Genomic DNA, 17,198 nt, shown 5'->3' with positions numbered 1-17,198 from the left:
GAAATCTTCTAAAACGCAACGTCCAATCCAAACATAAAAATGCGAGGTGCCGGGTAACGGCCGTTGTCAAGTCCGTAAACGTTCGCACTTGTCTGGCTGGCGCCAATTTCGGGATCAAACCCGGAATAATTTGTAATAGTATACAAGTTCTGAACCCCGGCAGTGACTTTCAGATTGTCTACACCATATCGGTTAATAATTCTTTTAGGGACAGAATAAGAAAGCGACACGTTTCTAAATCTCAGGTAGGAACCATCTTCAATGTACCGATCAGAAATTCTTGTGTTATCATTAGGATCTCCGGCGATGGCTCTTGGCATATTATCTTTCCCCATCTGAACAATCTGAACATTATCGATATCGTTGTACCATCCTTCAACATCCTCAATTGGTCCAAGAATGGTTCGTTCGGTAACTTCTGAAAGTTGGTTGTCCCACAAATTGTCCATACTTGTAAGACTTCTTCCGATATAGTTCAGTACCTTATTGCCATAATTTCCGTTTATAAAAACTGTCAACTCCAAATTCCTGTACCGGAAAGTGTTATTCCAGCCATAAGAAAAGGTTGGCCAGGGTGACCCCAAAAACGTTCGGTCGTATTGATCAATGACACCGTCAGGTTTACCATTGGGACCTGAAATATCTTTAAATTTCAGATCGCCAACCCACGTAGTGGTGGCGCGATCCCATATAAGTTCGCCTGTATCTTCGTTAACTGATGGAAAAGCTTCCTGACGTGGACTGTTAATAATGTCTTCTTTACTCGTAAAAATACCATCTACCTTATAGCCATAAAAACCATAAAGAGATTGCCCTATCTCGGTAAGGGTTACAACGTCACTCCATTGTCCATATCCTTCAATATGGGCTGATGGAGAATCTGTTAAGCCCAACAATGTGTTATCATTCATTGTAAAGGTTATATTGCTCTCCCACATGAACAATGGCCGGGCAACAGGAACGGCGTTAAAAGTAATCTCAACCCCTTTGTTACGTATTTCTCCAAAGTTTCCCATTGGAGGATTCAGGCGTGACGAAGCATTACCCCTTGTACCCATATAGGAAGGTAACTGCATGGACATCAACATGTCTGTCGATGTTTTGTGATAAAGATCTATAACAACATCGATACGGTTTCTAAACAGGCCAAAATCGATTCCGAGATTGTACTGTTCCTGCTCTTCCCACTGGATATAGGGGTTTGCAATATTACTCTGCCGATACCCCATTCCAAGTCCGGTAGGCATTTTTGTAATCGATGCTCCCCACTGGTAACCGCCGATATCCGCGTTTCCTGTCTGCCCCCAGCCTGCACGTATCTTAAAGCTGTTTACAATAGGGCTGATACCATCCCAGAATGGCTCATCCGAAACTCTCCACATAGCAGATGTTGCATGAAATGGCGCCCATCTGTTTTCAGGACCAAAATTTGAAGAGCCGTCATACCGGAAGGTATAAGTTAAATAGTATTTTCTGTTGTAATTGTAATTGGCGCGGGTAAAAAAGGATGCCATTGAACCGCTTCCAAAACCTGAACCAACAGTCATGGTGTTATTCTCGCCGAGACTTGGCGAGTGGACTTCATTACTAGGCAGGGCATTACTTGTTCCACTCAGGTATTCCCATGAAGATTCAGATACTTCCTGTCCAACCATAACTGTTGGATTGTGATTGCCGAACGATCTGCTATAAGTTAAATAGTTCTTCAACTCCCAGTATCTGTTTTTGTTATATTGCCAGCGCGAACTGTTTTGTGTATTACTGACATTTCCGTACTGATAGGTTGGAAGAAACGTATATGCATCCGTGTTGCCAATATTAAGAGAAGCCTCGGTACGTAAGTCAAGGCCTTCGATGAAAGTAATATCACTATAAATATTACCGATAAAATTGGTCCTTTCAAGTCTTATTTCTTCATCAAGCGCTTTAGCGATTGGATTAATTTTGCCTGGCGATCCTTCTCTTTCATCACCAGACCACGATCCATCTACGTTATAGACAGGAACATCGGGCGAAGTCTTTAAAGCGACATTAATGATTCCTTCGTCACTGTTGTTCAGCCCCAGGTCATCCTCCGACTGTGCGAAAGTTAAATTTGTTCCGACATCCCACCAATCCTTCAATTCAACATCAAGATTAACACGCCCGGTGAAACGATCGTATCCACTACCAACCACTATCCCTTCCTGGTCAAAATAACTACCGGAAATAAAATACCGGCTCTTTTCTGTTCCGCCACTGGCACTAATTTGATGTTTCTGCATAGGAGCGGATTGAAAAACAGCTTCCTGCCAATCTGTGCCCTCACCTAACAAGCCGGGGTCCAACAATTCCTCACGGGATTCCCTTCCGTCAGTTTCGGCAGCAATATTGTTACTGTATTCTGCATATTCACGCAAATTCAATACGTCGATCCGTTTGGCTTGTTCCTGAATCCCGTACTCAAAATTGTAGTTAAACCTCGGTTCACCGGTTTTCCCTCTCCTTGTTGTGATGAGTACTACACCATTGGCACCTCTTGAACCGTAAATGGCGGTTGCGGAAGCATCCTTTAAAATTTCCATGGATTCAATATCAGAGGGGTTGATGCTTGACAATCCGCCGCCAAAAGTACTAACCGGACCATTCCCAAGCCGGTCGCCAATTCCAACGTCATGACCACCCTGAATAACATTTTGGATAGGTACTCCATCTACTACATAGAGAGGTTCTGCCGCACCTGAGCTCAAAGTGCTTTGCCCCCGTATCCGGATAGAAACAGATGCACCTGGCTGGCCGGAAGTAGTAATAGCCGTTACGCCGGCAGCGCGTCCCTGAAGGGCCTGATCAAGATTGGCCGACATGGTTTCTTCAAGGTCATCCCCACTCACAGAAACACTGGCTGTGGAAACATCGCTTTTTTTCATTGTACCGTAACCAACAACCACAACTTCATCTATGGCCCTTGTTTCAGGTACCATCTGAACATCAACAACCGAACGGGTTCCAACCTCAATGGACTGGTTTTTAAACCCGATGAAGGAAAATCTTAACACATCCTGTCCTTCCTCAAGAGTAATACTGTAATTTCCGTCAATATCAGTAATGGTACCGGATGTAGTCCCCTGAATAAGGACGGAAACACCGGGTAGTGGCGCCCCGGTTTCATCGGTAACGTTACCCGTTACGGTTCTTTCCTGCCCAAAAGTTAAAAAATGAAAGGCAAGAAAAAACATCACTAAAAAAAACCGCAGATTTTTTCTCATAAGTAAAAAATTAAAATTCAACTGAGTTTAGGTGTGAAAAATACACTTTTATATAAATACAAATGTATGTTAACAAATACTTAATTGCTAATATTATTTTATCACTTTCTATCAAAATTTAATAAATTGTATTCCTGAAAAGAAAAAGCGTGAATATAAAAGAGAATAGACCTACAAACTGTTATTGCAACATTTAAAACAAAATGAGGAAAATAAGAAATACAATCTGTAAAGAAAAAAATTAAAGCAAGACGAAGCCAAACACAAATTTCGGTTTAATGATACATACTATTTTATCATTAAAAATAGTGAATCAATGTAAAATACAGATTACAACCGCACTATAGGCTGGATAATAATCAAACTATACTGGATAGACTGTGTCTTTAGCACCAGTTAAATTTTTATATTATTAATGAAATAAAAATATATTTCAGAAAAAAATAATTATCAAAAGCAAAATATGTGTTGTTACCTCTATTACCGAACTTACAAAGGAGTAGACAAATTCATATCAGACATAGTACGTTGCAAATAAAGTGAAATAAGGTAGAAAACATTGAAAAAGTAATTTTAATATATTTACGCTTTTTAACATTTAAATTATCCATTTTGGTCAAAATGCCACAGATGATAATGCAATAACAACATGTACTGACAAAAATATATCAATTGCCTAATTTTTTTAATCAAACATTACTTCTCCTTCAATTTCCACCAGCAGATCATCACGACAAACATCGGCTTTGACAAAGACCATGGGCGTTCCCGGATATATCTGTTCACACATATTGCGCACCGGTGCGAAGTCTTTTTCATACTTAACATAGATGCGGAGCAACAGATAGTTAGCTGAAGTAGTTACAAAATCGGGAACATGCTTTTTTATATTGTTTGAATCTGTAAGGGTTTTGATATGCCTAACGGTTGTATCAATTTGTCTCTTCAAATCATTAACTCCTACAGTTTTCTCGCCGACAATAGATGCCGTACCTGAGACAAACAATGTTGTATTACCGGGGAAGGCAAGCAGACGGGCCCGTTCAAACTGCGGAGGTTCTTTTTTGTTACGATTTGACAAGGCTACTCCTACAAGAACATCCTGTCCATAAGCGTAAGGATTCTGTTGATGCTCATTATCAACAGGGACATTTATAACTTCTTTATATTCTTCAACTGCATAAAAATCGATAGATACTCCTTGAGCCGATGTTCCAATACCAGTGGCAGCAGGAAAATCTTTCCCATTCCTGTACTTCTTATAATACTGACTTCTTACCTCATTAAATACCTGGTAGTTTTGTATTGCTTTTCCTCCCCTGCGCTCTATATGAAGTATGTGTCCGATATAATTCCATTGACGGACAACGTTGTCCATGTTCATGCCCTCATTCTCGAGAACTTGAAGCATATCGGTAAAAGCTCCGGAAGAATCCTCTTTGACATCCCCTGAAGAAAAATTTTTACTTCCCATACCACATGCCCAAATCTCTTTATGGAATGAATCTCTGACAACAGTATAGAACAAATCATTCACTTCCTTAAAAGTTATTTCAACCTCACCAGAGGACATTGTTCCCGCTTCTATGGTGACATGAAATCCATTTTCCGGTTTTTGGGCCAAAACTGTATGTGCCGGGACTTCATCTTTAAATTGCTCAATAATGTCATTGATAATGATAGTCCGATAGCGCAGATACTTTTCTTCCTCTTCGGCATCAATAAAAACCACCAGTTTGAATAATTTATTGCTTCTGCCCATTTCCCTGAGCTGGGCGAGGCAGCTTTGCCATTCTCCTTCTATATCCTGCTCTTCTGCAGGGGTAATTATTTGATAGGTTCGATTCATTCTTAAAAATCTCTTTCTAATAAGTTTACTTCTAAATAACAAAAATTTTCCCCTTTCCTTTTCCCTTTTGTGGACACTACATTCAACAAATCTCAATCATTGAACTTTTATTCCTTCCATGTTGTAGGCTTCTTCAATTTCTTTTACTGACAAAGAGATATTATCATCAACAAATTCGGGAATATTAAAAGAATAAAATGAATTCAAATAAAAATTCGGATCTTTTTGAGGAAGCAAGAATGGTTTGCCCGCTTTTCCATCATTTCCTATCCAGGCAAAATAAGGCATTGTATATAGCCCATTTACTCTACGGCTGCTAAACACCGCCCAATTTGAATTAGAAGACCATGAGTGATAACTCTCGGTATCATTGCTATTAACTTGCTCAAGTGGTCTATACCTCCCTGTCTCAAGATTGAGAAGATAAAGGTCGGCTTCTTTATGCCAAATTGAAAAATTGCCGTAGTCTGCAAGAGTGAACATTAAAAATTTCCCATTAGGTGATATCCTTGGAAATGTAACACTCTGGTCAGTGTCGGAAACACGAACCAGGGTGTCAACTTTTGTTCCTAACTCCCCTGTTGCTGGATCAAATTCAATTCTGCAAAGATTATATTTTACATCCTGATAGTCAGCAGGCATTTTTGTTGCTTTTGATGAGCAAAAATACAAATACTTCCCATCAGGAGAAAAGGTTGGAAAGGTCTCAAACCAGTCCTTCGATATCAATTTTTTATCTGTAATAACCTTATTGTCCCGAGTATCATAAATAACAACATCAGACTTTGAATCAAAAACTTCAATTCTCTTTTCTTTAGTTGCATGAAAAGCCTGAGCTGTTTTGTTAATAGAGAATGCGATATATCGACCTCCCGGATGCCAATAAGGATATTGAAACCCGGAATATAACTGGTCTGGTTTTGAGTTAATTTTAATCACCCCGGAATCATTGGTAATAAAAGTTCCTCCGTTCTTTCCACGCAGATGAAACATCATTTGTTCATGATCTCGTTCACGGAAGGAATGACAATTCATGCAAGCACCAGGAAAAAGTCTGTTAGTAACCACCTCTGTTTGCCTGAAATCCTCAAGTGAACGTTGATAAATTCCCATACTGCTCCACACCTGATACCCGGGAGCAATCAATCGGTAGACAAGATATGGGTCAATTGGTTCTTTTTTAACAAAGACAGAAAAGGGGTTGAATGCAATCCATCCACTGTCGCTCTTCGCAAAAACGTTAACCCCAATCGCACGACCAACATTACTCTCTAACAATGTTTCCCATTCGATTTTATCGAAATCAGCATATTTATTACTTTCTGAAACCAATACTTTATTTTTTCCTCTAACCTCGACATATATCTCAGAGAAATGATCAGTAAGTTTAAAATTCAACGGAGCTATATTAACAGGAATAGTTACATTAACATAGTCCGGGAATATTGAAGGATATTCAGAAGTTTGAAAAGCATTTTCAGGCTTTTGGCTACAGGCCACTATCAACAGTATAAATCCTGCTGTTATAAAAAATCGTCTCATAATTACTCCCTCCTTGTTGTCATGATTTCAATTATCATCGATAATGATAGTAATACCAAAATGAATCAGAAAACTCCTTTTCTAATAATTTCTGAGCATTGGGATAACGGGTATAAATATCCACATATTCGTACAATCGGTTCTTTGTCCTCTCTTCAATAGGAAAATTACTTTGTTCCACAGCCTCTTGTGATTTAAGTCCCAATACATACAAAACTGCTTCCTGAAAAGCTACCGGAAGATACTTGTAATTCATCTCATGCCCAAGATGTACATATTTCATAAACGATTCGATATCTTTTCTTACAAGATAATAAGACATAAGATACTCAAAAGCCATCTTGTGATCCGGATGATCTCGCAAAAGAGCAAGTAATATCTGATCCATATTCTCCACTGAGAAAAAATAGTCCTGTATAGGCCTTAGTCTTCTTTTTTCACCCCAGTCGGGATGATTATTAATTTTGCTTTCGTTGTAGAGATAGTCTTCGGCTTGCTCAGCCCAGTCTTTATAGAAAAATGTTTTCTTGAGCAACTGAATGTATTTGTTAGCCAATTCATAATCACCATTGATAATTGCAACATCCGTCAATCTTTGCAATGACCTGGTGGACTTTCTCAAGTCCGGCATCGCCTCGGTTGCCTCAAAAATATATTGCTGCGAGACGTTGACTAATCCAATATGATAATAAGTTTCATTCCCGATCATCGCGCTTAATTGTTCCCTCTCATATGGAAGAAATAGTCCGACCGGCCCAATTTGCTCAAAATGAAATAACCGCTCGCCTAATTGGTTGGTTTTTGCAAGGGCCAAATTTAAATAATTCACCGCAAACGCGTTCCTGGGGAGGCGATTTTCACATAGACTTATTATTTCTTCCCAATTATTATGGCGAACATGATAATCAAGTTTTTTAATATATTCTGCTTTGGGATTAGCGAACAAACTATGCCCGCCTAAAAAAACCAACAATAAAAAAGCAACCTGAATAATATAAAGAGTATTTCTTCTTCCCCTGTTTATAATTTTTTTGTCAAAATAAAGAACTATTGGCAATGAAATTGCTATCAAAATCCAAATCAAGACAACAGGAAATGGGAAAACCGTGGATATTTTATGAAAATGTTCTGTTATATATGCCTGAAGCACAGGCACCGGATCGTAATGTAACCTATAAATGACCGGTAAAAATACAGCAAGCAAAATTTCCAGGACTAAGCAACTCCATAACCATCCCTTTATTCCTATACTACTTCCCCTTTTAACAAATTCAAACGACAATGTAAATAACACAAATAGAATATAACTACCCCCGGCAGTAAAATAAACTAAAAGAACAATCAGCAGTCCCACAATTGAGCGTATCCTGAAATCCCTGATAGCCGTATACAGCAAAACTCCGGTCAAAGCAATTACAACGGAAATAAGTCCGCTCAAAAGATAAAACTCTTCACTTAATATTGTACAATACCATATAGAGGGCAAAAAGCTTAGTATGTAAAAATGACTTGCTCCGGGAACCGATCTTTTTAAGATTTTCCAAAAAAGTTGCTGCAAACTCAAAAGCCAGAATAGTATAATAACAGGTCCTCCAAAAGGAATAATGTAAAATTGTGTGAAAAACTCTCCTAAATATCCCGACAATCCACCAGCCGTAGATATAGAATTAAAAAAATAATCCCGGCTAAAAAGAAACAACTGAAGCGGCTCCTGAAAAAAAAGAGAATAAGGATAACCAAATTGCCAAAAAACAATCACTAATAAACTAAAAAACAAAAGAAACCATTGTCGGTGATATGTTTTAAAAAAAGAAATCCACATTTTTAAACGAACCGTCATATCATAATAGTTTTAATATCCTCCCTAATAAGTGTCTGTCCATAAAGTGCCATTTACTGTGTTACGCTCGTCCGAAAATTACTCATTTACGATTAGTAAACTCCGTATTTTCGGACTTCGCAAGCCTAGTAAATGACACTTTCTGAACAGACACATGATAAGTAGGAAACTTTTCCCACTTTATAGACAGTCACTAATAAGACTGAAAAATCATTGAACAGACCCATTGTATTCAATGCCGACAGGAGTTACCTTCTCCGATGACATTGAAAAAATATCTTCAATATCTTCAGCTTCGAAACCTGGTTGTATCGAAAAAAGCTCAGGGATATTAAAAGATTTATAAAAATAGTCATAAAATTCCGGATCTTTTTGGGGAAGAACAAAAGGTTTATGTCCCTGCCCTTCTTTATCTATATATGCAAAATAGGGTTTCCCGTAAAGACCGTCATCCCGTTTACTTGCAAAAACGATCCAGCGACTGTTAGATGCCCAACAATGATAAGAGTTTGAATACTTTTTATTATTATTAATTTCCGGAAGTTCATTAATTTCTCCATTCTTCAAATCAATTAAATTTAATCTGGCTTCCGGATGCCATATTGGAAATGTTCCATAATCAAAAACTGTAAACAATAAATATTGTCCATCCGGAGAAACCCGAGGTTCACTTACTGTTTTATCATGTTTTTTTGCCGAAAAAAGTGTGTCAACACAATCGCCAAATGAACGAGTCTCCTCAAAAAAGTCAACAGAACAAAGACTGTATTTCAAAGACTTATAACCTTCAGGTAACACTACAGAATCGGCAACACAAAAGAACAATCTTTCTCCATCTGCAGAAAATTCAGGGAAAGTCTCGAATTGACCCGGTTTGCTAATAGAATTGCCCGAAAAGATTTCATTTTTTCGTATATCCAGCACGACTAAATCAGAGGTAGTATCATAAACTTCCATTCTCATATCATTAGTAGAATAGAATTCAGGGATTATAATGTTTGTTGAAAAAGCGATAAAGCGTCCACCAGGGTGCCAATTTCCATACACTCCCGAGGAAATTGTTCCCTCTGTGGAAGTGTCTATCTTCCGTAAATCCCCATTTTCGTTGATAATAGTGCCCCCTCTCTCCGGATGCCGCAAATGAAAGAATGATTTACCGGGTAATTTTTGATTACCGATATGACAATTCATGCATGCTCCATCCAGCTGATTATTGTCTGCTAACACTTTTTCTTCAAAGTTACTGACATTCCTTAAACTTAAATTGATCTTGTTCCATACCTCATACCCTGGCTCAATAAGCCGGTAGCTAAGCCACTGATCAATCGGTTCGTTGGCAACATACCAAAAAAATGGCAAATATTTAGACCACTTCTTCCTGTTCAAAGTAGATACCTCAATCCACAGAGTGTCTCCTTTATGTGCCTCTAAAAATTTATTAAATCGGTCGATCCTGAAAAAAATTTTATGCTTTCCTTCAATTTTCATTTTGTCTTCAGTACCCCTCATTGTCACAACAACCCTATCGATACTATCTGGAACCATAAAATTAAGCGGAGCTATATTTGGAGGAATTACAATATCTGTATAATCGGGGTATATCAAAGGCTTTTGATCGACATATGAAACATCGGATAAATCCGGTTCTGAACAACCAAAGCTCAAAATCAGTCCAATTCCACTCAACAAAATAGAAATAATATGCACATTAATCTTCTTCTGCATCTGCATAATGATAATAAAACCAATAAGTTTCCTCAAATTTCGCTTTCAGTTTTAACCCTTCACCCTCATATCGTTCAAATTGTTTATTATAATCGGCAAATTTACTAATAGTTTCAGGCTCAACAGGAATTTCTGACCATACTTCAAGATCAGGATTATTAATATGATAGATTACTAATGCTTCCTGATAAACCTCCGGTATTCTTCTTCGAAGTAATACATCCCTGTTTTCGAAAAAGGTATTAGCAAATTCTTTCACCTCCTTACTCAGGAGATGATAGCACAATTTGTAATGTAATGCCTTCTGATTCTTTGGGTTTTCCTCAAGTAGTAGTTTTAAAGCCTTAATATGTTCATTGGGTCGACGAAGATTTTCATTTGAGGGGATCAACGGCCTTTTCTTTTTCACCCAAGATATTCGAGAAATCCTGCTTTCGTCATCGAGCACTTCAAGCAATCTTTTTGCCCATTTCTTGTGAAATAATGTGGTTTCAAGAATTCTTAAATATTTTTCTGCAACTTTATATTCCCCGTTAATTATATTGATTTGCACTAATCTTCTTAACAATCTTGAACTATAATTATTTGGGGCAAAGATCATTCCCTGTAGTGCTGAATGTTGAGAAGCATTGACATCACCGATATGAAAATACACCTCATTACTAAAAATAATGGGCAAGTAACTGCCCTTATTACTCACAGGAAGAATCAACCCTTTAGGACCTGTCTGATTGATGCTAAAGAACTTTTCAGCAAGTTCGCCCCTCGCTGAATGCGCCAAATTACAATAATAAGCCCCTACACTACTTTTGTAATCATAATATTCTGCAAACTCGTACATCTTGTCAATATTCCCAAAATACCATTCAGAGTCAAGAGCAAGAAGCTTCTCAATCCTAAGATTCACATTGGAATGAAAACCAAAAGAAATAATTGCAATAAACACAGAGGCAATGAACAGTTGTACAGCCCTATTTTTAAATGTTTTATTTAACGCAAATAATAAGATAGAAAGAATCAAAGAAATGAAAGGTATAATAATCCAAAACAATGAAATAAGCTCGTTCTGAAAAGGAAAGAAATATGCCTGAAAAACAGAAATTGTATAATACTGCCGAAATAACAGAGGAACTACTGCTGAAAAAATGACCCCTAAAAAAGATAAAATCTTTCTTCCTTTATTAAGCTGGAAGCCAGTAATTTTGTCTTCCGATAAAGGCTTCCATTCATAAAGTAAAACCAAAAAACCAATCAGAATAACAACTCCACCCAAAGTAACATACAATGCAGGATAAAGAATAATTGGCAATACCGGTCGCCACCATTTTAAGGGTAATAAAAAATATCCCCATAATAAAAGCAGTGCCAACAAATAAGACATCAAAAAAGAAAGGTCAGAATTTACATTAAATATCAAGAGGAGAACAAAAACCGGGGGAAAAACAGCATAAAAACCACTTAATGGTTTCCCGGAGAATATTTGAATCACCTTCTTTGTCAGTAAAAAAATCAGCAAAAAGCTTACTGACACAATTATTGCTGCCATTCCCCTTAGATAAAAAAACTGGCTGAAGAAATCTCCTAAAAATCGTGCAAAAAAAGCCGGTTTCCAGAAATAACTTGTTATATGATGAGAGTCGAAGGCAAATAAAGCTATCTGTTCTTTTAAAAAGAAATGATATTGAAATGAGAAATGAATGAACGCCCAAACGATTAATGTCGCAATAACCCCTGGGATGTTTTTCTCAAACATCTTATCAATAACATTTAACTCTTGTCTGTGTTTCTTCAACTTCATTTAATGACTGTTTTCAAATTCAGCTTGTTGTCCTTTAGATTTTGTTGCAACATTTGCTATCTGATAAGGAGATATTTCAAAAGGCTCATTTAGAAATTCCGGAACATTAAATGAAAACAAAAAAGAATCGTAAAAATCCGGATCTTTCTGTGGTAACAAAAAGGGCTTTTGTGGAGCTCCCTTCTCATCAACATATCCAATCCAGGCATCCATAAAAAGACCATCACGTCTTCTGCTGCTAAAAACAACCCAATGTCCGTTAGAAGACCACGAGTGCCAACTTTCAACATTATCACTATTAAAAGCCTTCAGTTCAACTAATTCACGCTTCGTTAAATCATAGATATATAAATCAGCTTCAGGATTGTATGCAGGGAAATTTCCATAGTCCAAAGTAGTAAGCATTATGTACTTGCCATCAGGTGATACCCGAGGCAAAGACACACTTTTACCCAAAGTTCTTGCTGAAATAATGGTATCAACGTCGTTTCCAATTATCCCTTTGTACTCATCGAAAGAAACAGAACAAAGACTATATTTCATTTCCTCTTGGTCTTCAGGTAGTTTTCCAGAAGGAGAACTTACAAAATACAGCCTCTCACCATCTGGTGAAAAACAAGGAAAAGCTTCATACGCATTTGGAGAACTCAAAACAGAAGAAGTAAAAAACTCATTTCTGTCCACATTATATATTACCATATCTGATTTCATGTCTAATGCATGTGCTCGTACATCTCCTATAGCATGAAAGATCTGGGTTACCTGATTGACTGAAAATGCGATATAATTTCCGGATGGATGCCAGGCCGGAAATCCGGCACTGCCAAAAGTATGATCCGTTTTAGTTTGGATTTTTTTCAAATCTCCATCTGAAAAGATGATGGTGCCACCATAATTTTCTCTTAAATGCAACATCCATGAATCGGCCTTATTGTCCCTGAAATTATGGCAATTCATGCATGTTCCCGGCATTACCTCACTATCCAAAATCAATTTTTCCTTAAAACTGCTCAACTCCCGCTGGTAAACCCCCATTGTGTTCCATGTCTGATAGCCCGGCATAATCCGTCGATATACCAACAATTTATCAATCCTGTGTTCAGACACATAAAAACGAATTGGATTATGCTTTGTCCACTTGCTGCCATTTCGAGAATAAACAGTAATGAAAACAGAATCTTCTCTGCTGTTACTCAAAAAATTAGTCCAATCTTTTTCTGAAAACTTTACCTTATTACTATCGAAAAAATAATCCATTTCGCTGTAGGAAGAAGAAACATTTACATACAAGTATCGGCAGCTATCCAAATATTTAAAATTTAGCGGAGCAATATTCCAGGGTACCGTGACACCATCATATTCAGGAAATACTTTAGGAAGAATCCCAGTTTCAAAAGCATTTGATAAATCAGGCTTTCCTTCTTTACAGCCAAAAAAAGATATGGCAATAACCAAACTTAAAGCGATGGTTCCATTAACTCTCTTCATGACTAGTGCGTGTCTATAAACTCGCATAAATTTTTACAATATGTGTGTCTGTTCAGAAAGTGCCGGTTGCAAGGCTTGCGAAGCCGCCAAAAACAGAGTTTACCTTAGTAAATGAGTATTTTGGCGACGAGCGTAATGCAGCAAATGGTACTTTCTGGACAGACACTAATTAATCCAACATAAATTCACCATAACCGTCATTAATACACTCTTTTGTGGCCCCTGTTTCATCTCAGCTGTCATTTCTGCCAAAATGAAGATAGTACCAATATGTATCTCCAAACAAATCTTTCATTCTTTCGGGTCTTTTGTTCCCACCTTTTCTAAATTCACTAATATACATATTAAACTTTTCCTCTACATTTTTGCTGATATTTACAACATCCAGTAAAGGAACATCATCAGAAGTTAAAGTCTGAATATAAGCTTTTGCCTCCTGAAAAATAAGCGGGGTTTCTTCATATTTAAACAAGGAATAAATTGACAAAAAATTAATAAAGCTGTCAAAATTCTTATTTAACAAATAATGCATCATTAAATACTCATATGCCATTCTGTTGTCTTTGTTTGCGCGCAATAAATACAAAAGTGCCACTTCGAAGTGCTTTTCATTATAGTAGAAGTCTTCGTCCGGTAAACGAGAACGTATTTCATTTAATTCCTGAGATAAAAATTCTGTTTTACTTTCGTTTCCTCTAATTTGTGATAAATGTCTTTTTGCCCAGGTTGAATAAAACATGGTTTCACTTAACAATCCGAGATACTTTTGGGCTAATTTATCATTTCCGGAAATCAGAAACGTCTCAGAGATTCGTTTCACAGCTCTTACCGGCAACTTTGCATCAACAGTAGATTCAAGTGTTTCCATAGCCATCATCCTGGCAAAATTGTTTAATCCAAGGTAATAGTATGGTTCACTTGCCATGAATGGTGTCATCCCTTTCCTTTCATAAGGAATTACAAAAACCGGCTGGAGACCTTGAATCTTAAAAAAATCTGTTGTTAATCGTCCCTCTTTTGCAAGAGAAAGATTTACAGCCACAGAGGCTTCTTTGCTATCTGGAACACCTTGCTTCCTGGCATGTATGGCAATTTCATTCCATTTTTTATTAAAAACAAGATTATCTAACTTGCGTATTCTCTCCTCGTTGGTATTATTAAGACAATAGAAAGTTCCCCCAAACAGAATAATCATAAACAAGCTTAAAAAATAAACCATCCTTTGGGGAAAAGATATATTAGCCGACTCAAAAAAAGCTGCAATGAAAATAAGAAGAGGAACAGACAGCAGTGCAAGGATTAATTCAACGGGAAGAAAAACAGGGATTCTGTAAAAGGCTTCTGAAACAAAACTCTGCAAAACATTTTCATAGAACAAAATATTTCGTAGCAAGGCAGGAAGCAAAAAAGACAATACTATGTATGAGACGCCAAAAAACAGCTTTCCACGGAATGATGAACAGCTGTCGGCTGAAACTATTTCGAGTAAAAATACAGAAAAGCTAAAAGTAAAAACAGCACCTCCCGCAAACCAATAAGTGAATACAACCAGTAATAATCCAAGTATAAACTTTCTCCAACCTCTTTTCTCTCTGATGTAAATATCGATTCCTATTATACTCAATAAAAAGGCAACTAATCCGGAAAAATAAAAAAATCTATCTAATAACAATAATGCATAGCCCGCAGCGGGGAGCAAGGAAAAGAAGATGGCTGTATTTTTGTTAGTTACAAATGAAAAGATTCTGAACAAAAAGATAATAATTATCGTAACAAAAAGCACCGTAACAAAGAGTGCCCCTATGTGAAGCTTAAAAAATTGAAGAAAAAACTCCCCGGCAAAAATGGATAATCCTCCAGGGACAATTAGCTTTTCTAAAAAATTGTTATCCTGAAATAATTGTAATTGTTCTCGATAAACAAGTTGCTCAATATGAAAAATTGCAAATAATAGCCCGGTTGTAATAATAAACAGACCGGCCACAACAAATACTTGAACCTTATAAGAATAAACACCCATCTTCGTCATTCTATACTGAATTCAGTTAGGTCTTATTATTTTCTCCAACTGTTTGTCTTTTTTAAAGTATAAATCACCGGTTTCAGAAAGAACTTTGTTTTTAAATTCAGCCGGAAAAGAATGAAAATAAATTTTAAATAAAAACAATCCGATGCCGTTATGAAGATTACTGTCGATAGTGCACATTACTTCATCAATAAACAAGTCCTTTGTTTCATTAATATAACTTTCAATACTATCTTTCTCCGAGTCAGATAAACCCGCGGTTTTTATTTGTCGATATAATGACCATTGAATAGAATCATACATTTCTTTTTTCTGCTTCCATGCTTGTATACAATTATTTAAAGGCGTCCCTTTTCCTCTGCTTCTTTGATCAAGTTCAACTTCAATTGTACCATCTTCGGGTATTACAACTAAGTCCTGAACGATATCCGGATATTTCGGAGGTATTCTGATAATCTTAGCAGTTTGCGAATCGGAAGGTATCATAAATTGAAACCTGCCGTCTTTTACTTCTATTGAATCAACATTTTTGGTAACCGGAGCATCAGAAGAAACCAGATATACCTTTTCTCCCTCAAAAGCTGCATTATGTACTTCCCCTTTTATTACAAAGAGCTTTTCCCTATTACATGCAAAAACAAGCATAATAATAATAATAATCCTTATTGTAATCTTCAATTTGTACATACTGTATATTTTGCATCGGCTCAAAAAAGTGAAAGAGGATGCAAAATAACACCCTCTTTCATTGAAATGCTGTTTATTTATCTCACCTCAAACTTGGCTTAAATAAAAAAAGCTAAGAAAAGATTCATCTCTAATCTTCTTTAGGTGCAAACATATAAAACCAAGCTTCTCCCCAGGCACCGACACCAGGCTGGCTTGCTGCCAGATGTAATTCAGTGTCAGTAATCTTCAAAATATGATACGTATAGAAGGGAGAATTATTGTTGTTAATATCCCATCCAAAAGGAACTGTAACATTCTTTGTAGTGAGCGTCCCAACACTCCAATCCGGCACATTTTCAGTCATATTCAGATCGAAAGAACCGGCAACAGCTCCTGGTTCAGGCAAACTTTCAGCAACACGCGTCAAATTACGACCACCGTTAAGATCAAAAGTCATGTAATCATTAAGTACACCCTGCTCTTCAAGGCCACTTGCATCCAGCACCCACCAGCAAGGAGCAAAGCATCCGGCGTATCCACCATTCCCCGCAGCTCCAGGTAAACTCAAATCCCAGGCCCAGGACTTACCTTCAGCCATATTGGTCAACATCTCCCATTCAGGTTCTTGAAACGCCTCAGGGTCTGAATCATTCACGGTTATTTCATATTCATCAAACACGATACCTCCATCAGTGGTTGCAGTAATTTTAATAGTGTAGGTTCCAGGTACCAACATCCTGACGGTTGCTTTTTGCTTTGTGGTAACGCCCCATGCATAATCCCAGGAAAACAATACATCCGGAGTATTATTTTCGAGCGTAACGAGATAATCGTTTTCCGGATCCTGGGTTATGGAATAATCAAACTCAGAGGCAGGAACTTTCCTTCCTAATTCATCTCTGTCTTCTATTGGATCGCATGCAACAGCAAGTACAAAAAATCCAATAAAACTATATAAAATTGCCTTTTTCATATCTCAAAATTTTTCTGTTCAAATAACAATTAACACCATTTTT

At 37.2% G+C, this 17,198-nt stretch carries 10 protein-coding genes; all 10 read right to left on the bottom strand.

The genetic code is table 11. The features are described 5' to 3' along the window. Positions 1–8 precede the first annotated feature (8 nt). Entirely contained in the window at positions 9–3,245 is a 3,237-nt protein-coding gene (locus tag ATH1_RS0108135; RefSeq protein WP_029164030.1) for a SusC/RagA family TonB-linked outer membrane protein, read from the bottom strand. A 685-nt stretch (positions 3,246–3,930) separates the two neighbouring features. Then, positions 3,931–5,094, bottom strand: coding sequence for a chorismate transformation FkbO/Hyg5 family protein (locus ATH1_RS0108130; RefSeq protein ID WP_010420025.1), 1,164 nt, complete (start codon positions 5,092–5,094; stop codon positions 3,931–3,933). A gap of 96 nt (positions 5,095–5,190) precedes the next feature. Continuing rightward, entirely contained in the window at positions 5,191–6,492 is a 1,302-nt protein-coding gene (locus ATH1_RS0108125; RefSeq protein ID WP_245531747.1) for a TolB family protein, read from the bottom strand. Positions 6,493–6,670: 178 nt separating this feature from the next. After that, positions 6,671–8,476 carry a DUF6057 family protein gene (locus ATH1_RS0108120; RefSeq protein WP_010420019.1) on the bottom strand — a complete coding sequence of 602 codons (1,806 nt, stop codon included), beginning with the start codon at positions 8,474–8,476 and terminating at the stop codon, positions 6,671–6,673. A gap of 210 nt (positions 8,477–8,686) precedes the next feature. Next, the gene (locus ATH1_RS0108115; protein ID WP_044108025.1) at positions 8,687–10,201 is read right to left on the bottom strand and encodes a TolB family protein; all 1,515 of its coding nucleotides are present in this window, start codon (positions 10,199–10,201) and stop codon (positions 8,687–8,689) included. Next, a complete protein-coding gene (locus tag ATH1_RS0108110) occupies positions 10,185–11,999 on the bottom strand; it encodes a DUF6057 family protein (RefSeq protein ID WP_010420014.1) in 1,815 nt (604 codons plus the stop codon). Before ATH1_RS0108110 ends, ATH1_RS0108115 begins: the two co-directional genes overlap by 17 nt. Continuing rightward, positions 12,000–13,487 carry a TolB family protein gene (locus tag ATH1_RS19230; RefSeq protein WP_010420013.1) on the bottom strand — a complete coding sequence of 496 codons (1,488 nt, stop codon included), beginning with the start codon at positions 13,485–13,487 and terminating at the stop codon, positions 12,000–12,002. A 232-nt stretch (positions 13,488–13,719) separates the two neighbouring features. After that, a complete protein-coding gene (locus ATH1_RS0108095; RefSeq protein WP_010420011.1) occupies positions 13,720–15,507 on the bottom strand; it encodes a DUF6057 family protein in 1,788 nt (595 codons plus the stop codon). Between the two features lie 21 nt (positions 15,508–15,528). Next, the gene (locus ATH1_RS0108090) at positions 15,529–16,200 is read right to left on the bottom strand and encodes a DUF4369 domain-containing protein (RefSeq protein ID WP_010420008.1); all 672 of its coding nucleotides are present in this window, start codon (positions 16,198–16,200) and stop codon (positions 15,529–15,531) included. Positions 16,201–16,330: 130 nt separating this feature from the next. Then, positions 16,331–17,155, bottom strand: coding sequence for a hypothetical protein (locus ATH1_RS0108085; protein ID WP_010420005.1), 825 nt, complete (start codon positions 17,153–17,155; stop codon positions 16,331–16,333). Between the last annotated feature and the right edge of the window lie 43 nt (positions 17,156–17,198).

Origin of the sequence: Anaerophaga thermohalophila DSM 12881 (assembly GCF_000191885.1) — a bacterium.
Lineage (GTDB): Bacteria > Bacteroidota > Bacteroidia > Bacteroidales > Marinilabiliaceae > Anaerophaga > Anaerophaga thermohalophila.
Note: the sequence above shows the minus strand (reverse complement) of the source record. Positions and strands in the feature narration are given on the sequence as shown.

Excerpts from the sequence above, each read along its gene's own strand:
- ATH1_RS0108135 (WP_029164030.1), bottom strand. The coding sequence starts at position 3,245 with ATGAGAAAAAATCTGCGGTTTTTTTTAGTGATGTTTTTTCTTGCCTTT.
- ATH1_RS0108130 (WP_010420025.1), bottom strand. The coding sequence starts at position 5,094 with ATGAATCGAACCTATCAAATAATTACCCCTGCAGAAGAGCAGGATATA.
- ATH1_RS0108120 (WP_010420019.1), bottom strand. The coding sequence starts at position 8,476 with ATGACGGTTCGTTTAAAAATGTGGATTTCTTTTTTTAAAACATATCAC.
- ATH1_RS0108115 (WP_044108025.1), bottom strand. The coding sequence starts at position 10,201 with ATGCAGAAGAAGATTAATGTGCATATTATTTCTATTTTGTTGAGTGGA.
- ATH1_RS0108110 (WP_010420014.1), bottom strand. The coding sequence starts at position 11,999 with ATGAAGTTGAAGAAACACAGACAAGAGTTAAATGTTATTGATAAGATG.
- ATH1_RS19230 (WP_010420013.1), bottom strand. The coding sequence starts at position 13,487 with ATGAAGAGAGTTAATGGAACCATCGCTTTAAGTTTGGTTATTGCCATA.
- ATH1_RS0108095 (WP_010420011.1), bottom strand. The coding sequence starts at position 15,507 with ATGGGTGTTTATTCTTATAAGGTTCAAGTATTTGTTGTGGCCGGTCTG.
- ATH1_RS0108090 (WP_010420008.1), bottom strand. The coding sequence starts at position 16,200 with ATGTACAAATTGAAGATTACAATAAGGATTATTATTATTATTATGCTT.
- ATH1_RS0108085 (WP_010420005.1), bottom strand. The coding sequence starts at position 17,155 with ATGAAAAAGGCAATTTTATATAGTTTTATTGGATTTTTTGTACTTGCT.